Origin of the sequence: Defluviitoga sp., assembly GCF_035349255.1 — a bacterium.
GTDB lineage: Bacteria > Thermotogota > Thermotogae > Petrotogales > Petrotogaceae > Defluviitoga.
The window spans coordinates 41,037-65,954 of the sequence record NZ_DAOPSE010000007.1 but is presented as its reverse complement, the minus strand read 5'-3'; the positions used below and the strand labels follow the sequence as shown (position 1 = coordinate 65,954).

Here is a 24,918-nt window from a genome sequence, read left to right as displayed (position 1 = left end):
CACTTGCTTAGCAGGCAAGCACCTTCGGCCACTCGGTCACCTCTCCGTAGTTTAACACCTATCTATTTATCTGAATAATTATAACATTTATAAAAATTTATGTCAAGGATACGCGTTAGATCATATTAAATTTTTGTAGGGAACGATATGAATTCAAACGGTTTTAAATGGTTTGTGTTATATTTCAGAAAAACCAAGATTCGGACAAACATCTAGATCTAATTTGCTAAACAATTTTCTTTGATATTTTTCGTATGCTGCTCTTGCAATCATAGCTGCATTATCGGTACATAACGTCAAACGGGGATAATAAATATTTAGCTTGTCTTTATATTCGTCCAATTTTTTTCTTAACACTAAGTTAGATGCAACCCCTCCAGCAATTACCACTTCATGTATATTGTTTTCTAAAGCATACTTTGTTACTTTATGAACTAAGGTTTCTGTAATAGCTTCTTGAAAAGAGGCAGCTATGTCTTCAATTTTAGCTTCAGGATGTTCTTTAACAAAATATAGAACAGAAGTTTTTAACCCAGAAAATGAGAAATCGTAACCCACATCATATAGAGGCTTCGGGAAATTATAAATACTTTTTCCATTTTTGGCTTTGTCCTCGATGATAGGACCTCCAGGGTAACCAAGACCGAGGATTCTTGCTACTTTATCAAATGCTTCCCCTGCCGCGTCGTCTCTTGTTTGGCCTATAATTTCATATTCCAAATAATCTTTTGTCAAAATCAACATTGTATGTCCACCTGAAACCAAAAGTGTTAAGAAAGGCGGCTTTAATTCAGGGAAATCAAGAAAATTAGCGTATATATGTCCAACTAAATGGTTTACCCCTATAAAAGGTACCTTAAGAGATAACGACATCCCCTTGGCAAAACTTGTCCCGACTAGCAACGAACCAATCAATCCAGGACCATAAGTTGCAGCGATTGCATCAATATCATAGGGCGTTGTTTTAGATTCTTCGAAAGCTTTTTGAGCAAGTTTATATAGAAATTCTATATGTTTTCTTGCAGCAATTTCCGGTACCACACCCCCAAAAACCTTATGTATATCAATTTGAGAAATAATTAAGTTTGAAAGTAAATTATTTGTCCCTTCTAGTATAGCAATAGCTGTTTCATCACATGAAGTTTCTATAGCAAATATAATTGGTTCTTTTTCTATTTTATGCAGTCTCCTTTCTTTGAAAAACTGGTCTTTTATGAATTATAGCGTTTTCATCAATTATTATTTTAGTTACTTTGTTTTTCATTTCAGGGGCTTCATACATAATATCTATCATAACTTCTTCGAAGATAGTCTTTAAAGCTCTAGCTCCAGTACCCCTTTTCAAAGCCTGTTCAGCAATTAATATTAGTGCTTCAGGTGTAACTTCTAATTCAATACCTTCCAGTTCAAGCATCTTTTTGTATTGTTTTAACAAAGCATTTTTTGGTTCGGTAGCAATTTTTATCAAATCTTCAACACTCAAATCATTTAGAGTAGCAATTACAGGAAATCTTCCAACAAACTCTGGAATTAAACCATATCTAATTAAATCATCTTGTATAATATTGTCTAATAATTCTCCGGCTCTTTGATCTTTGTTACTTTTAATGTCTGCACCAAATCCTATAGATGAATCTTTGATTCTCTGTTTAATAATATCTGTTAAACCATCAAAGGCACCACCAGCTATAAAAAGGATTTTGGAGGTATCAACTTGTAGGAATTCTTGATACGGATGTTTCCTCCCTCCTTGTGGAGGTACATTGGCTATCGTTCCTTCCACTATCTTAAGCAGACCTTGTTGTACTCCTTCACCCGATACATCACGCGTTATAGATGGATTGGGGGATTTCCTAGCTATTTTATCTATCTCATCTATGTAAATAATACCTTTCTGAGCTCTTTGAACATCGAAATCTGCAGCTTGTAGTAGCCTTAAAATTACATTTTCAACATCTTCACCCACATATCCAGCTTCAGTCAAAGTTGTTGCATCAGCAATGGCAAAAGGAACATCCAGCACTTTCGCTAGGGTCTTTGCAATTAAAGTTTTTCCAGTTCCTGTAGGACCAATCAGTAAAACATTAGATTTCTCTATTTCAACATCATCGATATCAACAGCAGAAAAAATTCTTTTATAATGATTATAAACGGCCACAGAAATAATTTTTTTAGCTTTTTCTTGGCCAATTACATAATTATCTAAATAACTTTTCAATTGTTTTGGTGTTAATGGAGTTTTTTTAGATTGTTTTTTTCTTTCTGTTGCTTTTGCCCTGTTTTCTTCAACGAGATCGCTAAAAAGGTCTATACACTCGTCACAAATATATATACCGTTTGGCCCTGCTACTAGAGCATCAGCTTGACTGTATGGTTTACCGCAAAAAGAACAGTGTTTTTCAGCCATTGATTTTTCCTCCTAAGTCTCATAAAATACTTTATGTTATTATCAATTCAAATTTTAACACATTTTTGTTAACTTGATTATAACAAACTCATGTATTTATCTCCACTGTCGGGAGCAATTGTCACTATTCTTCTTCCTTTTCCAAGTCTAGCAGCTAGTTTTAAAGCTGCCGCTATGTTAGCTCCCGAAGAAATCCCTACAAATAATCCTTCGATTTTTGACAATTGTTTAGTTACGTCAATAGCTTCTTCATCTGTAATTTGCATAACTTCGTCTATTAAATCCATGTTCAAATTATCAGGTATAAATCCGGCACCTATGCCTTGTATCGTGTGTGATCCCGGATTACCACCTGATAAAACCGGTGAATTAGAAGGTTCAACAGCGACTATTCTAACACAATCGGAAAAGGTTTTTTTTAATGCTCTAGCAATACCAGTAATAGTTCCTCCGGTTCCCACCCCTGCAACAAAAACATCTAAAGAATAATCCATCTGCTTGATTATTTCAGGTCCAGTTGTAACTTCGTGTGAATATGGGTTAGCGGGGTTAGAAAATTGATTAGGCATGAACCCTTTTGTTTGTTCAACTATTTCAATCGCCTTATTTATGGCTCCTTTCATGCCTTGTTCAGCGGGAGTTAATATTAATTCGGCACCTAAAATTTTTAGTATTTTTTTTCTTTCTTCACTCATACTTTCAGGCATTGTTAATATTACTCTATATCCCTTACTTTTACCTATAGCCGCAAGAGCTATTCCAGTATTACCACTAGTGGGTTCGACAATTATATTTTGAGTTTCATTCAGTTCATTGTTTATTTCTGCATGTTTAATCATAAAAAATGCAGGTCTATCTTTAATACTACCTGCAGGATTATTTTTTTCTAATTTAACAAAAACCCTTCCTGGTTCGATTAATCTAGATAGAGTAATCATTGGAGTGTTACCAATTGAAGTATAAATCATGTTTAAAATTCCCCCTTTATTTTTGCTAAAGAATATAATCTGAATTAATCGTATTGCTTAAATCATAATAATTGGAAGATGGACAATTTAACTTTTTGATTTTGGCAGGAACTCCGACGACTAAAGACTTGGGCGGAACATCCATTAAAACAACTGCATTAGCACCTATTACAGAATCATCTCCAATATAGATATGACCTAGAATTTTGGCTCCGGCTCCAATCATTACATTTTTACCAACGATGGGATGTCTTTTGCCTGAAGTAACTTTTTTTGCGCCAAGCGTTACTCCTTGGTAAATTAAGCTGCCGCGGCCGACGCTAGCGGTTTCACCAATAACAACTCCAAATCCATGGTCAATAACCACACCAGGTTCGATTAAAGCAGCAGGATGTATATCCATAGAATGAATGATTTTACTCAAAACGTAAATAATATAGGAAATAGGGTATATTTTATATCTATAGAAAAAATTAGCAAATCTATATGCCATAAGTCCGTGAAAAGAAACGGATGTAAAAAACACTTTCCATTTATTTTTGGCTGTAGGGTCCTTTTCTACATACATGTCCAAATCTTGTGATAGATCTTTAAAAATTTTTATGAAGTCTTTAAAAAAGTTAATTATCTTCATCCTCTTCACTCTCCCCGATTAAGATTAATCCTTACAAAAATTATCAACATTAACCACAAAAATTATACACTGATTTCTTTTCAATTTAATATTATTTATTTTAATTATTGTTAATTTTTCAGTCATAAAAATAATTAAAGAAATAATCGTGTGTTCGCATTAAAACAGTACTTATTAAAAGAGAATATTTGAATTAATTTATTATATATCATAAATAAATCAACGGAAATATTTATATAAAAAAACAATTAAAAAGTATAAAAAGATTTAGCCGTAATAATTACTATTTGTCTATTTCTTTGAGGTTATTGTGAGGCACTTTTGAATTCTTTAACCAAAAAGCTGGCACATTTGTTTTGTTTTTCATCAACTAATATCATTTCTCTTTCATTCAAATATACTTTTATATTTTCTGACATTCTGGATAAAATTGATCTTAGCTTTCTTATATGTATTGGAATCATGTATTGATTTTTAAAGGAATAAGGTAATTTAAACGAAATTTTTGAATTTTGTTCTTCTTTATATATATAACTATTGTTTTCTTTTAGAACAAGATTAGCTATATTGCTCTCTGTAAATGTTACATACAATTTGCCTAAGGCTTTTTTTAGATCTTTGGTATTTATAATCGTTTCTTCTATGTAATCTAATTGTATAACGATAGGTTTTCTATAATCAGGTTTTGTTGAACAGATTTTAATAAAAACACCTGGAATGTGTAATATAATGTTGTTTTTATCGATTCCAAACTCTAACGTAAGGTTTTTATTTAATAGGCCTAATGATTTTACTATATGCCTAGCGGAAATAAAAGGGATTTCTCTATGAAATTCAAGTTTTGAAGGGGCAAAATTGGCATTTAATTTGTAAAAGTTACAAATATATCCAAACAATATATTGTTCTCGACTGTAAGTATGTCTATTACGTCTCCTTCACTCGCCGAGGCAGAAACAAAATCCATCTTATCAACAAAAGATCCTACTTTTTTTCTGTTTAAAACGGTAAAATCTTTATTTAATTTCTGTATTTTATCATCTTTCAATTTTTCTATTTTACTGTTTAATCGCATTCCTTCCAGTTCAAAAATTATTTCATCATCGTCAACAGAAATTTTAACTAAAGAATCGTCATTTACCTTAGTGCCTTTAATTATGCCTTTTAAATATTGAACCGGTACTATCGCGACGCCATCAAAAGGCAAAAACTCTTTAGTAGCATTTAAATGTAGCTCAGCGCATCCGTCTGTCGCAAAAATTCTTAGAGAATTATTGTAATAGAAAAATGCGTTTCTAAACGTTGGTTCAACTGTTCCACAAAAAGCGTCAAGAAAATTAGTGATTTTTTTGAATTCTAAAAAGGTTAACCATCCTTCCACGTGAGTTAGCCTCCAAACAAAGAGATCTGGTTTGTTTCTGGCAAATCTTTTAGGACTCCTAATTCTTTCAAGGTCTGAACGTTTGTTTTATTACAACCAGTTTTTGAAACAAAATCTTCGATTGATCTAAATTCTTCCCCTCTAGCACGGATAATTTTTTCTGCGGCTTTTTCTCCAAGATTTGGAATTTTTGTGAATGGCACTAAAAGATAATTATCTACTATTAAAAATTCTTTGGCATCTGATTTATATAGATCGACCATTTTAAAGTTAAAGCCTCTTAACATCATTTCAAGTGCTAATTCTAAGTTTATCATTTCATTCTTTTTTCGTGTGTCAACATCTGACATACGTAATTCATAAATCCTTTTCTTAATAGCCTCTTTTCCAGAAAAAATAACTTTTATATTGAACTCATCACCTTTTATTGTAAAATAGGTAGCATAAAAGGCTAAAGGATAATAAACTTTATACCAAGCAATTCTAAAAGCCATACTAACATATGCGGCAGCATGCGCTTTTGGAAAAAGGTATTTAATTTTTTTACAGGATGTTATAAACCATTTAGGAACTTCAAAATTTCTCATTAGCTCTTCGTCTTGGTCATTAATTCCTTTTCCTTTTCTTACCTTTTCCATTATTAAAAATGCTTCTTTTGGGGGAACACCTTTTGAAATTAAAAAGTTCATAATATCGTCTCTACATGATATTACTTCCTCCAAGGTAGCTACTTTGTTATCAATCCAAGTTTTTGCTATGCCAGACCAAACATCCGTTCCGTGAGAGAGTCCTGAAATCCTTACCAACTCAGCAAAACTCTTTGGTCTTGTATCTTCGAGCATCTTTCTAACAAAAGTTGTTCCAAACTCAGGAATTCCTAAAGTTCCAACTGTAGTACCTAACTCATTTTTTAAATCAACATTTAATTCTTTTGTAGAAGAAAAAATGCTGAGAGTTCTTTTATCATCCATAGGGATTTTCATAGGATCAACACCGGTTAAATCTTTCAACATTTTAAGAAATGTTGGATCATCATGTCCAAGTGCATCAAGTTTGACTAAATCATCATGAATGACATGATAATCAAAATGGGTTGTCTGTACACCAGAAGTTGAATCATTTGCTGGGAATTGAATGGGAGTAAAATCATATATTTCTAATTCTTTAGGAACAATCATTAGTCCTCCAGGATGTTGACCTGTTGTCCTCTTAACACCAGTAATAGCGCTCGCTATTCTCTGGATTTCCGAATTTTTCAAGATTCTCTCATTTTCACAGTATTTTCTTGAGAATTCAAACGCTGTTCTTTCAGCGATAGTAGAAATAGTTCCGGCTCTGAAAACGTGATCTTCTCCAAACATTTGTTCTATATACTTATGAGCTTTTGATTGATAATCACTAGAGAAATTTAAATCTATATCAGGAATTTTATCTCCTTCAAACCCCATAAAAGTTTCAAAAGGAATATTTTGACCATTTTTTTCCATTTCTGTTCCACATAAATCACACTTTTTTCTTGGAAGATCGTAACCTGAACCAACATTACCTTTTTCTATAAATTCACTTTTTTTACACTTAGGACATACATAATGAGGAGGCAACGGGTTTATTTCTGTTATCCCCAACATTGTAGCTACAAACGAAGATCCTACTGAACCTCTTGAGCCGACTAAATATCCGTCTTCTACGGACTTGTTTACTATTCGTTGTGATATAAGGTATAACACAGCGTAACCATGCTTTATTATTGAATTTAATTCTTTGTTTAATCTATCTTCAACTATTTTAGGTAAAGAATTACCGTATATCTCATAAGCTTTTTGTAAAGCCATCTCTTTTACATCTTCTTCAGCATTTTCAATTGTTGGAGGATTTAATTTTTTATTCAACGGTTGAATTATTTCAATTTGATTAGCAATGTTATGAGAATTATAAATAACGACATTTTCAGCTATATCTTTATCTTCAAAAATTCGCATTGCTTCCTCAATCATTTCATTTGTTGTTCTTAGGTATTTGTGCGAATTTGTGGGCTTTCTTTGTTCTGCAAATTTTAAAGTGTTTAAAAATATTACATCTTCTTTATCAAGATAATGAGCGTTAGATACCATAACAACTGGAACATTCAATTCTTTTCCTAAATTGTATATTGATTTATATATTTTAGTTATTTCTTTATTAGATATTTTTGAACCTATTTCAAGTGAGTTGATAGGAATGATTTCTAAATAATCATAGAATTTCGCTATCTCAATTATTTCTTCATGTGAGGCCCCTCTAAGGTAGGCTTCTATAATTTCTCCTTCTTCACCACAGCTTCCTATTAAAAGGCCTTCTCTCATTTTAGATAATTCGCTTTTTAAAATTCTGGGAACTCTATAGAAATATTTTACATGAGAATTTGAAACAAGTTTGTATAAATTTTTTAAACCCGTTTTATTTTTTACTAAAATGGTCATACGTGTTGGTCTAATTCTTCTGTAATCTATAAATTTTTTTAATTTTTCAAGTTCAGAAAGTTTGGTTACTTTTTTATTTTTTGCCATTTCAATAAGTTTCAAAAAGACCAATGCTGTAACGTTAGCATCTTCATGAGCTCTATGATGTTCGAAATTTCCAAGATTTAATTCATCTACAACTTTATCTAGAGAGTATCCTTTCAAATTTAGCAACGATTTTGACAAAGCTAAGGTATCGATGTATGTTTGCTCAAAATGTTCATTATATATTTTTACTACCCATTCTCTCAAAAATCTATAATCAAAATCTGCATTGTGTGCAACTAAAATTGTACCTTCAATGAAACTTAAAAACTCTGGTAAGACGACTTCTATAGGTTTTTCTTTTTCCAACATTTCATTTGTAATACCTGTAAGATTAGTAGTAAATTGTGATATTGTTTTTTTTGGTTTAACTAATCTATGAAATTTGGAGACAATTTTCATATCTTTTATTTTCACTGCACCTATTTCTATGATTTCGTTTAAAGCAGGTTCCAAACCAGTTGTTTCTAAGTCAAAAACAACATATTCAGCTTCTTCTATTATTTTATCTTCTTTTAAAAATGAAATAATGTTTATAAATTCATCTACTACATAGGCTTCCATACCAAAAATTGATTTAATACCTTTTGCAACTGCTATGTCATAGAATTCGGGAATACTTTGGACAACCCCAATATCTGTAATCGCAATAGCCTCATGCCCCCATCTTTTAGCAGTATTTACGATTTCTTCTATATCAAGTAAACCTTCCATTGAACTTAGTTTTGAATGTGAATGAAGTTCAATCCTTTTTTGAGGGTAGGTATCCTTTCTTTCAAAAGGATCCAAGCATAATTTAATCAGATTTATAGGTCTAATAGCAAATTCCTTTATAAAATTATCGTAAAATGTCGTTCCTTCAACAAGTAAAATATCGTTTACAGCGAGATTTTTATATAGTGTAATCGCAGTTTCTGAAAAAGCTTTTATAACGGCTGAGCTTTTTTTATCTGTTATATAAATTGAAGTTATTGGACCTCTTTCATTATGTTCAATATAAAATATTTTTCCACTAACTACAACAGAAACTCCCTCATTCATTGGAAGTATGTTTAAAGGCATTGGAATTTTTTTGAATTCTTTCCCCAAGATAATTTCTAAACCTTCTGCATTTATTACATCAGGCTGCGAAGCTATTGCTGGATCATAAGTAATTGAAGATTTTGTTGTATTTTGTTTAAAGGTTTCTTCTACAACAATCTCATAAAATATTTTTTCACCTAGTAGTTTGAACAATAGTTCTTCGAACTCATTAATTGAATTCATCAATCTTGTTTTTACGATTGGATAAGGAGTTTTGAAAATTAACTTATCACCTTCAGTTACATTGGGGGACAAGAATCGTAGATAATCTTTAAGTGGATGAGAATGTATAATTTTTTCCCAATTGTTTACAATGAACTCCGGATTTTTGTAACTTGAAGAGTTAATTGTAACATCTTTCTTTAATAGTCTTTCGAAAAACATTTTTAGTTTGTCAATTGAAATATTGGTATCAGAATTGTGTAAATTTACTTCAACTTGATTTTCTTGAAAACTAATGTTTCCTTTAATTTTGAAAGGAATAAAGCCTAAATATTCTAAAAAAAATTCGTTTAAATCTTTCATTTTAATAAATTCCTCCTAAAATTTGCATGACAAAAAGCAGCTGCTAAAGCATCAGCTGCATCATCAGGAGTGGGGGTTTTTTCTAATTTTAAAATCAATTTTAAAGCTCTTTGAATCTGCCCCTTCTCAGCATGACCATAACCTGTAACAGCTTGCTTAATTTGGTAAGGTGTATATTCATATATGGGAATTCCTTCTTCTTCAAGTGTTAGTAGTATGACTCCCCTTGCTTCTCCAACTTGAATTGCTGTAGCAACATTTTTAAAAAAGAATAGTTCTTCAACAGCTGCTTCGTCTGGCTTATAGAAATTAATCAAATTTTTTAAATCTTTCTTTATTTTTAAAAGTCTCTTTGATAAATTTAAGTCTTTATCAGTATAAATAACTCCATAATCTAAAGTGTTATAATTGTTTCTGTTTTTTTCAAGTACACCGTATCCTATCTTACCATATCCCGGATCTATACCTAATATTACCATTTTATGTTCCCCAAATATTTTCAATTTCATATATTTCTTTTGGTATGTCTTTAGACAAGTTTTCACATCCATTTTCTGTTATTAATAAATCATCTTCAATTCTTATACCAATCTTTTCTTCTGGTATATAAAGACCTGGTTCGTTTGTAATAACCATGCCGGGTTCAAGCTTTATTTTTTTCCCTCCTACATCGTGGGTATCCAATCCTAAAAAGTGTGAAATGGAGTGAAAATAATATTTAGAAAGTTCTTCATCTGAATTAATTAAATTAATTTCTTTACATCCTTTGGCCAGACTTTTCTTTGCGATTTCGTTTAATTCAAAAAGGGTTATACCAGGTTTTGTTTCGTTTTGGACTTCTTTCATTGTATTTAAGACCACTTGATATATTTCTTTTTGTCTATCTGTAAATTTTCTGGAAATGGGAAAGGTTCTTGAAATGTCGGCGCTGTAGTATTGGTATTGAGCTCCTAGATCTAGTAAGACTAAGTCTCCTTCATTAGTTTTACAGTTATTAGAGGAATAATGTAAAATTGTTGAATTTATTCCAGATGCTACTATTGGCTTGAAAGCAAAATCTGTTACCCCATTTTTTCTTAAAATAAAATCAAAATAAGCCTCTAATTCGTATTCATACATTCCTGGTTTCGCATTTTGCATCAAATAAATTATGGCTTCTTGAGTTATTGAAATAGCCTTTTTGATATTTTCAATTTCAGTTTCATCTTTTTTCACTCTTAATCTATTGACTATTTTTGAAACGTCCTTGATTTTTACATAAGGAAAATTATAAGTTATTTCTTTTGCTAGTTTTTTTTCAGTAGTATTATTTTCCCAATCTACATTTTTTAAATAAAAATAAACATCTTCTATATGGTATGTCCAAAGAGTATTACCTAGGAAACTAAAAAATTCGTCAATGTAATATATGTTATTTATTTTTACTTCAGACTTTTCAGAACATTCTTCTTTACTAGGTTTTTCTCCTATCCATCTTGCTAAAATAGGATCATTTCTTTCAATAAATAATTTTTCGTAAATCTCGCCTTCAGTTTTATATATTACGAAAAATGAATTTTCTATAGCTAGGTTAGTGAAATAAAAAAAATTTCTATTTGGAGAAAATAAGTAACGTTCATCTCCACTTTTAATAGGACTCTTGGATGAATAAAATATTACCAAAGAGTTGTCATCTAAAGAATTCAGAAGTTTTTCTCTTCTTAATTTAACAATAGACATTTTGTGGCCTCCTGAGTGATTTTTGTTTGTTGCTTATAGAAGTTTAAATTGTCTAAAGTATTCATTTTAAAATATTTTAGATTGAAATATTAAAAGCAGGAATTCATCTCACATTATACATCTTAACGGAAGAAAGAACAACACTTTTTTACTCTTTAAATATTTTAATTTGTAAGTTCTTTTTGAAAAATCTTAATTTCTAATCAAAAGTAATATTTTTTAATTTAGTTTTAATTTTCTTCCTGTAATTTTATTATATCATTTAATGAATAGCACTTTTTAATTTTAGGAATTTTTCTAAAGAAAGTATTTTTTCATCCGATAAGTAATTAGTTATAAAGTGATATTTATATAATCAATATCAGATTGAAAAGGATGTGAGGAAATGTTTGACGAGGATAAAGTTCGTATAAAAATAACAGGAATCAAAAACGAAGAATCAATAGTTGATTCTGATAAATACAGTAATTTTGAAGAAATGGTGAAAAATTATATAGACATTACTCAAGGAGTTTTAACAAAAATAAAGATAAACGAAAAAGAAATTCCTTTGACTTATTATGATGAAATAAAAGACGCTTTTTTTGAAGGTGGAGAAGAGGTTGAACTAGAGTTCAGTTCTAGAGATTCGGTCCTTTTACTTCTTATTTCGCAGTCTTATGAATACATTAACAAAGTTCGTGAAAGCTTAGAAAAAGTTTCGCAGGAAATTTTGTTGAATACACCGGAAGGTCATAATTTATTGAATAGTGTAGCTGAAGGTATGCAAGCTTTGTTAGACATAATAGAACAAACACGAATTTATACAGGAATAAATTTTTACGAATATTCAGAACTTGAAGAGATTCAAAACATTCTTTCAAAATTGATCGATGCTCAAAACAACAACGATTTTTTGGAACTATCAGACATTGTCGGCTCTGAGTTTGAAAAGATTTTGGATATATTCGAACATTTGCTGGATAAGGCACATAATATTTTACAGTAGTATCTAAGGAGGCTGTCTTATGACCAATTTTCAAAATTCTAATATTTATTTTGAGAACAGTGTAAAAACTGCAAGTCCTACCAAACTCGTCGAATTATTATATAAAAATTCAATTGAAAGACTTGAAAGGGCAATAAAGGCGATAGAACAAAATAATCTAGTTGAAGCTAACAAAGAGATTATAAGAGTTGAAGATATTATTTTAGAATTAAATATTTCGTTAAATATCGAAAAAGGTGGAGATGTTGCTAAAAATCTTAGGTCGCTATATAATTACATTTATCAGCAATTGATTCAAGCAAATTTGAAAAAAGATATAAGTATTTTATCAGAAGTAAAGTCGTTAATTCAAGATCTTTATGAAACTTGGAGACAGGTTGTGAAAAAAGATATTGAAACTTCAAGGCAAATTAACGCTGGCTCCTTAGATCCAAAATTTGATATCAAATATTAAAAATATTACTCGTTAAGAATTCAGAAATTTCTGAAACATTCGTCAAAAGAAGGCGAATGTTTTTTTATATATTATTATTACAAAACTATTTTCATTGAAATATAATAGACTTTAAATAATATAATATTAAAAATAAGGTATAATTTTATATCTAAAACAATTAACTAAAAACGGCCAGTGAAAGGAGAATATTTTGTGAATAGTCTAGATAAAAAAGCTGAAGAAATTCTTGATGAGAACATTGTAATTGATGCTCATTTTGATTTGTTGATGGATTTATCCGCTCAAAGAAAATTAGGGTTTTGTAAAGTTATGGAAAAGGATCATCTTGAGAATTTTAAAAAAGGAAAATTAAATTGTGTTGTTTCTTCAATATTTATTGAAAACTACATGATTCCAGAATTATCTTTAAGGGAGTCTTTAAATCAAATAAGTGCTCTATACCAAGAGATTAGAGAATCACCAAGTTATTTCATGATGTGTAAAACTTTTGAAGATGTACAAAAAGCAAAAGAAGAAAATAAAATTGGCATATTTTTATCTTTTGAAGGCGTAGAACCATTATATAATGATTTGAATTTACTCGAAATTTTTTATGAATTGGGAGTAAGGTTTGTGGGGATTACTTGGAGTAGAAGAAATTATGCCGCTGATGGTAGTAGATTCTCTGAGCCAGATCCCGAAAAAAATTCAAATGGTCTTTCAGACTTTGGGTTTGAATTAGTAAAAAAAGCTCAAAAAATGGGTATGATAATTGATGTAAGTCATCTCAATGATAAAGGTTTTTGGGATGTAATGAAAATTACTACTCAGCCTATTATAGCCTCTCATTCAGATTGCAGAAGTATTGTAAATATAGAAAGAAATTTGACAGATGAACAGATCAAAGCTCTTGCCTCTACAGGAGGAGTAATTGGTATAAACGCGTTAAATAAATTTGCTTCCAGAATGCCAGAAAATGCAGATGTTTATGATTTAGTGAACAATATTGATCATATAGTTAATTTAGTTGGAATCGATTTTGTAGGTTTGGGATTCGATTTTTGTGGGCATTTGAGAAAGTTCGAACCTCTCATAGTAACTCAAAATAAGGTATCACGTTCATTTGAGATTTTAGAAAATCATTCAAATATACCTGTTCTAGTAGAAGCACTTTTAGAAAAAGGGTATAGTGATAAAGATATAAAGAAAATTTTAGGAGAAAACTTTTTACGAGTGTACAAGCAAGTTTTAAAAAATGATTCATTTCTTTAATTTCGAATGAGGTTAAAATGTGATAAAATTAATGTAAAGATATATTGTTGAAAAATAAAATGGGGTAGGAGAATGAAATGCCGGGTTATCTAACACACATTATTTTTGGACATAAGATTTTCCCTGGAAACATGAAAAATGTCAAGATGTTTAATATAGGTCTAATGGGTCCAGATATTTTTTATTACGATAAATCTGATCCTAAATATAAAATAATTGCGGATACATTGCATGAAGTTGACACAACAAATTTAATTAAGAAACTCGAAATAGAAAGTCGAGAGTATGCACTAGGATATTATTTGCATAATTACTTAGACAAAAAAATTCATCCTCAAATAACAATTTTGGAAAGAATTACTGGCAAATCTCATACAAAATTAGAAACATTAATTGATGCTGCCTTATTAAAAAGAGAATGGCATACAACAGTTGCTAGATTAGATAAGAATTTTTTTCCTCAAAGATTGCCAGCAAGATTTGTTAGAATTTTTGAGGAGGAATTATATAATAATTATGGGATTGAAGATGCCCGTATTAAAGAAGTATACGGTACATTTTTAAAAAATTTTTCTCTCTTATATGATTTTTACTATGTAAAAGCTATTTTAGCGTACGTATTATATTTTATAACATTTGGAAGAATCAATTACAAAGATTATTACATATTTAAAACTCCATCAATAAATATTTTGAAAGATTATGGAATAGACGTTTTGTGGAAAGAAGCTTTTAACGAAGTAGGACCTTTAGTTAAGGAACATTTTTAGTTTTTTTATCCAGATTCATTAATTAAATGACATAACACATTCATAAGGAAGTGAATGAAATATATGAGTTCAGGCAGTTTAGTAGTTATTGTTGGTCCAATGTATTCCGGAAAAACTTCTGAGTTAATATCCTTTATTGAAATTTATTCTTTAGGAAAGAAAAAAATAAAAGCTTTCAAGCCGAAGATAGATTTTCGATATAATAATACCCAAATAACTTCTCATTCAAAATCTGCAGTTGATGCTATCGCAATAGTTCAACCAAGAGAAATTTTAACGTATTTGGAAGGTAATGAAAAGGCTGTTTTTATTGACGAAATACAATTTTTAGATGAAACATTAAGAGAAGTCGTACTAGAAATGGTTGATTCTGGAATAGATGTTTACTGTGCTGGTTTAGATTTGAGCTTTAAGGCTGAGCCGTTTATTGTCACCGCACTTCTTATGGCTCATGCAGATAATATAATAAAAAAGAAAGCAGTATGTCATGAATGTGGAGAGTACAATGGAACATTGACATATAAGATTGTTGGAAATGGAGATGAGATAATAGACATAGGAGGGTTTGATAAATACATTGCTGTGTGTAGGGACTGTTATATAAAACTAAAAAAGAAAAAAGAAGAGACAGAGATTTCAAGATTAAATAGACCTTTAGAAAAAAGAGTTTAGATTTAAGATGGTTCAAAAGAATTTTTAAAATGTTCAAACAAGGGTTAGTGAGGAGGTTGTCTTAAGTGGAAATTTCAAGTATTTATGATACAACTGAATTAGCGAACAAAGTAAAAATGCCTTGGCTAGGTTATGGTACCTATAAAGCACATGGAAATGAATTAAAAGAAGGAGTAAAATATGCTTTAAGTATAGGTTATAGATTGATAGATACAGCAGAAATGTATGAGAACGAAAGAGAAATAGGTCGAGCCATAAAAGATAGTGGAGTTCCTAGAGAGCAAATTTTTATAACGTCTAAAGTGTGGAACACAAACCAAGGTTATGAAAGCACTTTGAAAAGTTTTCAAAAATCTTTAAAAAGATTGGATATAGAATATTTAGATTTATATTTGATTCATTGGCCAGTAAGCGGAAAATATATTGAGACATGGAAAGCATTGGAAAAATTGTATAAAGATGGGAAGGTTAGGGCAATAGGTGTAAGTAACTTCTTAATAAATCACTTAAAAGATGTGATGGATAAATGCGAAATAGTGCCAATGGTCAATCAAATTGAATTTCATCCCCATTTGATACAATGGGATCTTTTAAATTTTTGTAAAAGTAATAAAATTCAGGTTGAAGCATGGAGCCCTTTGATGAGAGGAAAAGTTAACGAAATTCCAGAAATTGTAAATATTGCAAAAAAATATAATAAAACTCCTGCTCAGATAGTGTTACGATGGGATTTACAGCATGAAGTTATAACTATACCAAAATCTGTTCGCAAAGAAAGAATCAAAGAAAATTCAGATATCTTTGATTTTGAGTTAAGTGTGTCAGATATGAAAATAATAGACAGTTTAGATCAAAACAAAAGATATGGAGCAGATCCTAACGATTTTTAAATTAAATATTATAAAACAAAAAATGAGAGTGGTAAAAAGCCAATATGGCTTCTTACCACCTCTCATAATGTATTCTTTCCTCTTTGAATCTATTTTCATATCCTTTTTCCTCAGCGGGATATCCTACTGGAACTATGCATAAAGGTACAATGTTTTCAGGCAAATTAAACAATTTTCTAAGAGCTTCTTCTCTTTCTTTGTTAGGATGTACGCCAACCCAGACAGCACCTAATCCTTGATGTACAACCTCAAGTAAAAGGTTTTCTGTAGCTGCACTACAGTCCTGAACCCATCTGCCTTTTGAGACTTCTTTTTCTAGATCTCCACAAACTATTATTGCAACTGCTGCATCTTTAACCATTTTTGCATAAGGTTGAACTTCTGAGATCTTTTTTAGTGTTTCTTTGTTCTTGACAACAATGAATTCCCATGGTTGCTGGTTGTTAGCAGAAGGAGCTTGCATGGCTGCATGTAAAAGCTTTGCTACTACTTCATCTGGAATTTCCTTGTCTTTATATTTTCTAATGCTCCTACGATTTAAAATCTCTTTTAAAATTTCCATTCTAGATTCCTCCTTAGTATTCTCAATACTTTTAAAAAACAAAGTCGTACCGATCCAATTTTACCATTTTTATAGACTAATAATAAATAATATTTATGTATGAGTTAATACTAATAAGTTGAATTTTAATAAAAAAAATGTTATAATGTTGGTGGAAATATACATGTGGCTGGGTCCTGCGCAATGGGAACCCGTGAACCTGGTCAGGCCCGGAAGGGAGCAGCCATAAGCGGTGATTCTCAGGTGCGGCAGTACAACCCAGCCATCTTTAGTGATTGAGGAGGTACAAGTTGGTATGACTCGAAAGAAAGGCAAAGAAGTTTATGAGGATGTTCAGATATATGGTCCCGAAGATTTAGCTTTTCTTAGCGTTGAAGAAGTAATAGCTAAGGTAAACAGTGATTTAATGTCTGATTTGCTAGAAGAAAAAGTGACTGCTAAAACTCCTGTAGATCGGTTTGAACATTATTATACTGAAAACCCTACTTCGGAGTTAAGGGTAAAAGAGCATATTTTGACACTAAAGAACGGCCATCAATATAAGTTTAAGGCTCCATCAGGTGTCTATGGCAAAAAAAGAATTGACAAAGCTTCTATATTATTAATAGAAAGTGTCAAACTGACTAATGAAAAAGTTTTGGATATGGGTTGTGGATATGGAGTTATAGGAATTACCTTGAAGAAAGAATACCCAGATATTACTCTTTACATGAGTGATATTAATTCAAGAGCAGTTGATTTTTCAAAAATTAATGCTAAAGATAACAATGCGCAAGCAATTATAAAGCAAGGTAATTTGTTTGAACCTTGGGGGAACGAACTTTTTGATGTGATTGTTTGTAATCCCCCAATTGTTGCAGGTAAAACTGTTTTACATAAGTTAGTTGAGCAAGCCAAGGTGTTTTTGGTGTCAAATGGAAAACTTTTTTTAGTTGCTTACCACAATAAAGGTGGTAGTAGTTTGTCGCTGTACATGAAAAAAATTTTTGGAAATGTAAGTGAAGTCGAAAAATCGGGTGGCTTTAGAGTTTATCTTTCAATGAAGAGGGATTAGTAACATGTTTTTTGGGTGTAAAAATTTATCTTTCAAGTATGGAGAAAATGAAGTTTTAAAAAATATTAATATTAATATAGAAAAAGGTGAATTTATAGGCTTGGTTGGTTATAACGGAAGCGGAAAGTCAACTTTGCTAAAAGTTATGTCGGGTATACTTCAGCCTTATTCAGGTGAAGTTTATTTTAAGAATCATGCTTTAGATGAAAAAAACAGAAGAAAGATAGGGTATATTTTTCAAAACCCAGAAAATCAGATTATCGGCGTAACTGTTGAAGAGGATGTAGCGTTTGGTTTAGAAAACATAGGCGTACCTAGAGAAAAAATGATAGAAAAAATAGAATGGGCTTTATCAACGGTTAATTTAAAAGGGCTGGAACATGCTGATCCTAATACGCTCTCTGGAGGACAAAAACAAAGGTTGGCTATTGCTTCTATTCTTGTTATGGAACCAGAAGTAATTTTGATGGATGAACCTACTTCGATGCTTGACCCTAAAGGCAGAAATGAAATTTATAATGTTATCAAAAAGCTTATAGAGATGGGAGAAACTATAGTTATTGCTTCGCATCAACCTTCTGATTTGGAAGATGTTACAAGAATAATAGCTTTAGATAAAGGTGATATAATTTTTGATGGACCAAAAGAGGAATTTTATTCTAAAAATATAATAGAAGTTGAATTACCTTTTAGAACTAAAATTAAAAAAGAGTTAAATTTAGGATTTGAAAAGTTGGTTGATGAATTATGTCGATAAGAGTAGAAAATGCATCTTATACATATGGTTTAAGGACTCCATTTGAAAAAGAAGCATTATTTGACATAAATTTGGAAATAAACAAAGGTGAAATGTGGTTAATAGTTGGTCATACAGGATCTGGAAAAACCACTCTTATTAGTTTAATGAACGGCTTACTTCTCCCTCAATCAGGAGATGTAAAAGTAGAAGGGATGTCCACAAAAGATAAGAGAATAAACATTAAAGATATCAGAAAAAAAATAGGAATAGTTTTTCAATATGCAGAATCTCAATTCTTTTTGCCCACGGTGAAAGAAGAAATTTTATTTGGACCCAACAATTTTGGGATAGAATTGACAGAAGAACAAATTAAATATTACTTAGACTTAGTCAACCTTCCTCTTGATTATCTTGACAAAAATCCTTTCGAATTGTCAGGTGGAGAGATGAGAAAGGTTGCGATTATATCTATTCTATCGTATAATCCAGAATACATAATATTTGACGAACCCACTGTTGGTCTTGACTATTGTACGAAGCAATCAATATTTTCATTAATAAAAGATTTACATGATTTGGGTAAAACAATAATAGTTTCTACGCATTGGATAAATGAATTTGCTAATTTTAAACCTAAAGTATTCTTATTAAAAGAGGGTAGAGAATTGTTTAAGGGAGAATTTAATGATTTTATACTTTTAGATGAAAAATTGTTGTTTGATGCAGGGATAATTCTTGATGAGAAACTTCAACTTTATAAATGTGCTGTCAAAAGGGGCCAAAAAGATTTGGCAGAGAAAATTTCTGCCTTATAAAGAAGGTGGATTGAGATTGAAAAAAATATCTTTAGTAATTTTGTTTTTAATTCTAATGTTATCATTGGGATATTCACGTTCAAGCACGGATTTTGATTTAAGAAGGACCTTTTTGATTTATACAGAAGGAGATTCAGAAATATCTTCATTGTTAGATTACAATTTAAAAACAATAATGCAGCAACAAGGTAAATATAAAGTAGTGACTCGCGATGATATTTTTTTGAAAAATATAAGTGATATCTTGGGTAAAAGCGATAAAATTGATCTGGATGTAGATTTTTTGGTGTATATTAAGATACTAGAAAGCTTTCCAAATAAGGAAATAACGCCTGATTTGGTGTGGTGGGAGTATAATATTATTGCAAAATGTGAAGTTATAAAAGTATCCACTGGAGAAAGTTTTTACTCTCAAATTTTTTCTTCTCAAGGAACTTATACCGTAGGAAGATATCAAAGTGATCTGGAAGCATATTTTAGTGCTAGAAGGAACGCAGTTAACAATCTTACTACTTATATTGTAATGAGTTTGAATAATCTTTTTAAGATAAAAGCTAATATTTTAAGAATTGAAGATAGTTATGTATATATCGATGCCGGAGAAAACATTGGTGTACACAAAGGGATGATGTTTGAATTTGTCAATACAATCGAGTATCAAGGACAATCTCTTGATAAATATGAAGGAGTACTGATAGCAGAAGAGGTTTGGGATTTTGAAAGTAAATTAAAAATATTAGAAGCACCGAGGAGTTTTGATTACAAAAATGAAAATGTTTGTGTTATAGAAAATCCCTATTTATCTCCTTTTAGGAATGTGGTTGATGTTTATTATTTAAACGAAAGTTTTCAAAGGAATGGATTTGGTTTTGAGATAGGTATTGATAATTACAAACATTTTTACATGGGTACTGATTTTCAATTTCTGTTTGAAAAAAATCTTCTCTCTTTTGATATAGATTTGAAATTAGGTTATTTGAACTATTTTACACAAAGAGATTCAATTTTGTTTCTGGGTACGTCTATTGGATTAAAAAATGTAAGCACAAAAGAAGGAAATTCTTATGTATATTTTAAGTTGACTCCTAAGACCGAATTTTCTTATTATTTAAATAAAAAAATTGGTTTAAATTGTGGGCTTGGTTATAATATATTGCTACCACAAAAAAGCGAATTAGATTTAGGAAACAATTTAACTATAAATTTGGGGATTTCCATAAGATTTTAGTTTTTAGTTTCTAGGAGGCGACGATCGATATGTTTAAACTAGTTTCTGAGTATGAACCACAAGGAGATCAACCCAAGGCAATTGATGATTTAGTTAAAGGAATAGAAAAGAATTATAGGTTTCAAACTCTTCTTGGAGTAACAGGTTCAGGAAAAACATTTACGATGGCAAATGTGATTGCTAAAATCAATAGACCTACTTTAGTTTTATCACCGAATAAAATATTGGCTGTCCAATTATACAATGAATTTAAAGAGTTTTTCCCAGAAAATAAAGTCGAATTTTTTGTCAGTTACTACGATTATTATCAACCCGAAGCATATATACCTTCAAGAGATATATACATAGAAAAGAACGCGGATATAAACGATATCTTGGTTAAAATGAGGCTTTCAACTTTAAAGTCTGTACTAACTCGAAGAGATGTAATTGTTGTTTCAAGTGTGTCTGCTATATATGCTTCTGGAAACCCGGATGATTTCTCTAATATTAATCTATATTTGAGAGTAGGAGAAAGTTATCCACGGAGAAATATCTTGTTAAAATTAGGTAGAATGCAATATACACGTCAGGAAAAAGATTATCTTGGAGGAATTTTTCGTTGGAAGGGAGAAATATTAGAAATATTTCCTCCGTATGAAGATTTTGGAATAAGGATAACCTTTTTTGATGATGAAGTTGAGCGTATTGAGGCTTTTGATGTTTTTAATCGTACTATTATAGAAGAATATGACAAGATCATTATATATCCCGCTAAAGAGTTTGTAACTAGTGATGAAAAGATATTATCAGCAATAAGTGAAATAGAAAAAGATCTAATAAAACAGATAGATCATTTTAAAAAGGAAGGAAAACTTTTAGAAGCTCAAAGAATAGAACAAAGAACAAGACAGGATATAGAATTTCTCCAAACTTTGGGATATTGTAAGGGTATAGAAAACTATTCAAGGTATTTTGATGGAAGAAATCCCGGAGATTCACCTTGGACTCTTTTAGATTATTTTGATGATGATTTTGTAACCTTTATAGACGAATCTCATATAGCGGTTCCCCAATTAAGAGCAATGTTTAGAGGAGATTACGCTAGAAAAAAGAATTTGGTAGATTACGGATTTAGATTGCCTGCGGCTTTGGATAATCGTCCATTACGATTCGACGAATTTTTGGATAGAACTAATCAAATTATTTTTGTATCTGCAACCCCAGGACCATTTGAAATGGAAATATCTGAACAAGTTGTTGAGCAAATTATTAGACCAACTGGTTTAATAGATCCTGAAGTTGTTGTAAAACCTACCGAAGGACAAGTGGATGATTTTATTTCTGAGGTTAAAAATGTGGTTGAAAAAGGAGAAAGAGCTCTCGCCGTCGTTTTAACTAAAAAAGATGCCGAAATTTTATCCGATCATCTTAATTTGTTGGGAGTAAAATCGCTGTATCTTCATTCAGAGTTAGACACTATAGAGAGAGCCGACGTAGTTAAAAAATTGAGAAATGGTGAAGTTGATGTAGTTGTAGGAGTTAATTTATTGAGAGAAGGATTAGATTTACCGGAAGTATCCTTGGTCGCTGTCATGGATGCCGATAGAGAAGGTTTTTTAAGATCTGAAACTACACTTATCCAGACAATAGGAAGAGCCGCACGTAATATAAACGGAAAGGTATTATTATATGCTGATAGAGTAACAGAAGCAATGAAAACAGCTATATATGAAACAAACAGAAGAAGAAAAATTCAGATGAAATATAACGAAGAAAATAACATTACACCAAAAAGTATAATAAAAAAGTTGCCCGACGATATATTTGCCCCATTTAAAGAATCGGAAATTAAAGAAAATGATCTAATATTTGCTGTAGAAGAAAGCATTTCGCCTGAAGACTATCTAGCTCTTCTAGAAGAGAAAATGTATGAAGCAGCATCCGAGTTAAGATATGAAGATGCAGCACGATATAGAGACGAGATAAAAAGAATAACAAGAAAGTATAATATTAAGCAAAATTAAAAGGTGCAAATTCATTTGCACCTTTTTACTTTTCATCTTCATCTATTTTTAGCAGCGCTAAGAATGCTTCTTGTGGAATACTAACTTCTCCAATTTCTCGCATTCGCTTTTTACCTTCTTTTTGTTTCTCTAAAAGTTTCATTTTTCTCGTTACATCTCCCCCATAACATTTTTGAAGGACGTCTTTTCTTAATGCTTTTATTGTCGATCTAGCAATAATTTTACCTTTACAATATGCTTGAATAGGTATTTCAAATTGATGTCTAGGAATCAAATCTTTGAGTTTATCGACTAATTTTCTAGCGACATCGTAAGCTTTCGATTCGTGCACAATATAGGATAAGGCATCAACTTTTTCTTTATTTATGTAAATTTCTATTTTGACTAATTTTGATTCTCTATAACCAATCAATTCATAATCCATAGAGGCATACCCTTTACTTAAAGCTTTCATTTTATCAAAAAAATCAAAGATTATTTCTGCTAAAGGAATTTCAAAATGAAGGACGACTCTATTCTTTCCTGCATTTGAAACATATAAAAACTCTCCTCTTTTTTCAATTTGAGCTAAGTTTATTAAATCTCCCATATATTCTGGGGGAGTAATTATGTCAAGCTTACAATAAGGTTCGTATACAGCCTCAATGTATTCTTGGTCTGGAAATTGAGAAGGATTTGTAATTTCAACTTCCTCTCCATTTTTGAGCTTAGCTTTGTATATTACACTTGGGACTGTAAGGATTACAGCTAAACCAAATTCACGTTGAATTCTTTCTTTTATTATTTCCATGTGTAACAGACCAAGAAATCCGACTCTAAATCCATAACCTAGAGCTGGAGAATTTTCAGGCATAAAAACAAGAGAAGCATCATTTAATTTTAATTTTTCAAGAGCCTTTCTTAAATCCTCATAGTATTCTGGCAAACCAGGGTATAACCCAGCGTATACCATAGGTTTAACCTCTTTATAACCCGGCAAGGGTTTATCTGCTGGATTTTGTGCATTAGTAATAGTGTCCCCCACTTTTGCTTCTTGAATTTCTTTAATACCCGCTATTAGGTATCCTATTTCTCCAGCAGACAAACTGTCTATTTCAATCATATCAGGATGAAAAACGCCAACCTCTGATACTTCATATGATTTTCCGCTAGCCATAAACAAGATTTTATCATTTTTCTTTACTGTACCTCCAAATATTCTTGAATATACTATGACACCCCTATATTTATCATACTTCGCATCAAACACAAGAGCTTTTAATTTATCGTTTGGAGAACCTTTTAATGTAGGTGGAGGAACTTTATCTATAATTAATTCAAGAAGATCCGTAACTCCTTCACCAGTTTTAGCACTAATTTTTACAATTGAATCAGGATCTATACCCACCAAATCATTTATTTCTAACAAGGTTTCTTCAATATTTGCACTTGGAAGATCAATTTTATTTATTGCTCCAATAATTTCTAAATCGTTTTCTAGTGCCAAGTATGCATTAGTAACTGTTTGAGCTTGCACACCTTGCGTGGCATCCACTAGCAATATTGCTCCTTCACAAGCAGCTAAACTTCTGGAGACTTCGTAAGTAAAGTCAATATGCCCAGGAGTATCTAGAATATTTAATTCATAATCTTGTCCATTTTTTGATTTGTAAAACACTTTTACTGGATGTGATTTTATTGTAATTCCTTTCTCTCTTTCTAAGTCCATAGAATCCAAGAACTGTTCTCTCATATTTCTTTCGTCTATGGTGTGAGTTAACTCCAGAATTCTATCCATGAGAGTTGTTTTCCCATGGTCAATATGAGCAATTATAGCTACATTTCTAATAAAATTCGGATCGTACAAAACTACACCTCCAATTATTTATCAAAGCAAAACACGTTGTTAAAAGCATTTTAATCATATAAAATTATATCACAGATGTTAAAAAATTCGTAATTGAAACATGACTAAAATCATGTCTCGATAGAAAAATAATAATAGTTAGAAATTGAAATGTAATATATAGAATATTTACATAAAAATTATTTGTTATAATAAATTATGTCGACCACATGTTTAATTTTTCATTTAAATACTTTAGAAAAAAGTTTGCAAATAGTAATGCTGTGAATTTAAATGGGTTCGAGCACAACAGCCCTTTTTCTTCTCAAAACCAGTACAAAAAAATTGCAGAAACAGTCTACATGAGAGTATTTTACCAAAGGGCTTTTTCAGAGATCTAAAT

At 30.9% G+C, this 24,918-nt stretch carries 21 protein-coding genes and 1 other RNA gene; 12 read left to right on the top strand and 10 right to left on the bottom strand.

Translation table 11 applies throughout. From position 1 onward, the window contains the following. Positions 1–177: 177 nt before the first annotated feature. The 8 genes from tsaD to PKN74_RS03350 form a co-directional block, all read right to left on the bottom strand. The gene (tsaD, locus tag PKN74_RS03385) at positions 178–1,176 is read right to left on the bottom strand and encodes a tRNA (adenosine(37)-N6)-threonylcarbamoyltransferase complex transferase subunit TsaD (protein WP_472308610.1); all 999 of its coding nucleotides are present in this window, start codon (positions 1,174–1,176) and stop codon (positions 178–180) included. Position 1,177: 1 nt separating this feature from the next. Continuing rightward, complete coding sequence (clpX, locus tag PKN74_RS03380) at positions 1,178–2,407, bottom strand: ATP-dependent Clp protease ATP-binding subunit ClpX (RefSeq protein ID WP_472308598.1); 1,230 nt, start codon at positions 2,405–2,407, stop codon at positions 1,178–1,180. A 77-nt stretch (positions 2,408–2,484) separates the two neighbouring features. Beyond that, positions 2,485–3,375 (bottom strand): cysteine synthase A, encoded by an 891-nt coding sequence (cysK, locus tag PKN74_RS03375; RefSeq protein ID WP_472308596.1) that lies wholly within the window; start codon positions 3,373–3,375, stop codon positions 2,485–2,487. A gap of 25 nt (positions 3,376–3,400) precedes the next feature. Continuing rightward, entirely contained in the window at positions 3,401–4,009 is a 609-nt protein-coding gene (gene epsC / locus PKN74_RS03370) for a serine O-acetyltransferase EpsC (RefSeq protein ID WP_472308594.1), read from the bottom strand. Between the two features lie 305 nt (positions 4,010–4,314). Further along, on the bottom strand, positions 4,315–5,388 hold the full coding sequence (locus PKN74_RS03365; protein ID WP_472308592.1) for a hypothetical protein: 1,074 nt from the start codon (positions 5,386–5,388) through the stop codon (positions 4,315–4,317). Between the two features lie 5 nt (positions 5,389–5,393). Then, on the bottom strand, positions 5,394–9,539 hold the full coding sequence (locus PKN74_RS03360) for a PolC-type DNA polymerase III (protein WP_472308590.1): 4,146 nt from the start codon (positions 9,537–9,539) through the stop codon (positions 5,394–5,396). Further along, positions 9,536–10,018 (bottom strand): crossover junction endodeoxyribonuclease RuvC, encoded by a 483-nt coding sequence (gene ruvC / locus PKN74_RS03355; RefSeq protein ID WP_472308588.1) that lies wholly within the window; start codon positions 10,016–10,018, stop codon positions 9,536–9,538. The genes PKN74_RS03360 and ruvC overlap by 4 nt, the downstream gene beginning before the upstream one ends. A 1-nt stretch (position 10,019) precedes the next feature. Further along, positions 10,020–11,258, bottom strand: coding sequence for an aminopeptidase P family protein (locus tag PKN74_RS03350; RefSeq protein ID WP_472308586.1), 1,239 nt, complete (start codon positions 11,256–11,258; stop codon positions 10,020–10,022). A gap of 385 nt (positions 11,259–11,643) precedes the next feature. Here PKN74_RS03350 and PKN74_RS03345 point away from each other — a divergent pair, with 385 nt between their 5' ends. From PKN74_RS03345 to PKN74_RS03320, 6 genes are all read left to right on the top strand, one after another. After that, positions 11,644–12,246 (top strand): hypothetical protein, encoded by a 603-nt coding sequence (locus tag PKN74_RS03345; RefSeq protein ID WP_472308584.1) that lies wholly within the window; start codon positions 11,644–11,646, stop codon positions 12,244–12,246. Between the two features lie 19 nt (positions 12,247–12,265). Then, a complete protein-coding gene (gene fliS, locus PKN74_RS03340; protein WP_472308582.1) occupies positions 12,266–12,700 on the top strand; it encodes a flagellar export chaperone FliS in 435 nt (144 codons plus the stop codon). Between the two features lie 195 nt (positions 12,701–12,895). Next, positions 12,896–13,954, top strand: coding sequence for a dipeptidase (locus PKN74_RS03335; RefSeq protein ID WP_472308580.1), 1,059 nt, complete (start codon positions 12,896–12,898; stop codon positions 13,952–13,954). Between the two features lie 77 nt (positions 13,955–14,031). Continuing rightward, entirely contained in the window at positions 14,032–14,724 is a 693-nt protein-coding gene (locus tag PKN74_RS03330) for a hypothetical protein (protein WP_472308578.1), read from the top strand. A gap of 63 nt (positions 14,725–14,787) precedes the next feature. Next, positions 14,788–15,396: a thymidine kinase gene (locus PKN74_RS03325; RefSeq protein ID WP_472308608.1), complete on the top strand. Its 609-nt coding sequence runs from the start codon at positions 14,788–14,790 to the stop codon at positions 15,394–15,396. Between the two features lie 71 nt (positions 15,397–15,467). Then, positions 15,468–16,286 carry an aldo/keto reductase gene (locus PKN74_RS03320; protein WP_472308606.1) on the top strand — a complete coding sequence of 273 codons (819 nt, stop codon included), beginning with the start codon at positions 15,468–15,470 and terminating at the stop codon, positions 16,284–16,286. Positions 16,287–16,338: 52 nt separating this feature from the next. Here the strand turns inward: PKN74_RS03320 and PKN74_RS03315 are convergent, their stop codons facing one another. Then, on the bottom strand, positions 16,339–16,848 hold the full coding sequence (locus tag PKN74_RS03315; protein WP_472308576.1) for a nitroreductase family protein: 510 nt from the start codon (positions 16,846–16,848) through the stop codon (positions 16,339–16,341). 167 nt (positions 16,849–17,015) lie between these two features. On the opposite strand from PKN74_RS03315, the gene ffs reads away from it, so the two are divergent. The 6 genes from ffs (at position 17,016) to uvrB (ending at position 22,690) form a co-directional block, all read left to right on the top strand. Beyond that, an RNA gene (gene ffs, locus PKN74_RS03310) (signal recognition particle sRNA small type) lies at positions 17,016–17,115 on the top strand. 139 nt (positions 17,116–17,254) lie between these two features. Then, positions 17,255–17,902, top strand: a complete 648-nt coding sequence (locus tag PKN74_RS03305) for a class I SAM-dependent methyltransferase (protein WP_472308604.1) — start codon at positions 17,255–17,257, stop codon at positions 17,900–17,902. A 4-nt stretch (positions 17,903–17,906) separates the two neighbouring features. Next, positions 17,907–18,659, top strand: coding sequence for an energy-coupling factor ABC transporter ATP-binding protein (locus tag PKN74_RS03300; RefSeq protein WP_472308574.1), 753 nt, complete (start codon positions 17,907–17,909; stop codon positions 18,657–18,659). After that, a complete protein-coding gene (locus PKN74_RS03295) occupies positions 18,650–19,456 on the top strand; it encodes an ATP-binding cassette domain-containing protein (protein ID WP_472308572.1) in 807 nt (268 codons plus the stop codon). Before PKN74_RS03300 ends, PKN74_RS03295 begins: the two co-directional genes overlap by 10 nt. Positions 19,457–19,472: 16 nt before the next feature. Next, positions 19,473–20,684 carry a hypothetical protein gene (locus tag PKN74_RS03290; RefSeq protein WP_472308570.1) on the top strand — a complete coding sequence of 404 codons (1,212 nt, stop codon included), beginning with the start codon at positions 19,473–19,475 and terminating at the stop codon, positions 20,682–20,684. A gap of 29 nt (positions 20,685–20,713) precedes the next feature. Further along, complete coding sequence (gene uvrB, locus PKN74_RS03285; RefSeq protein ID WP_472308568.1) at positions 20,714–22,690, top strand: excinuclease ABC subunit UvrB; 1,977 nt, start codon at positions 20,714–20,716, stop codon at positions 22,688–22,690. A 25-nt stretch (positions 22,691–22,715) separates the two neighbouring features. Here uvrB and lepA read toward each other — a convergent pair whose 3' ends face one another. Next, positions 22,716–24,536, bottom strand: coding sequence for a translation elongation factor 4 (lepA, locus tag PKN74_RS03280; RefSeq protein ID WP_472308566.1), 1,821 nt, complete (start codon positions 24,534–24,536; stop codon positions 22,716–22,718). Between the last annotated feature and the right edge of the window lie 382 nt (positions 24,537–24,918).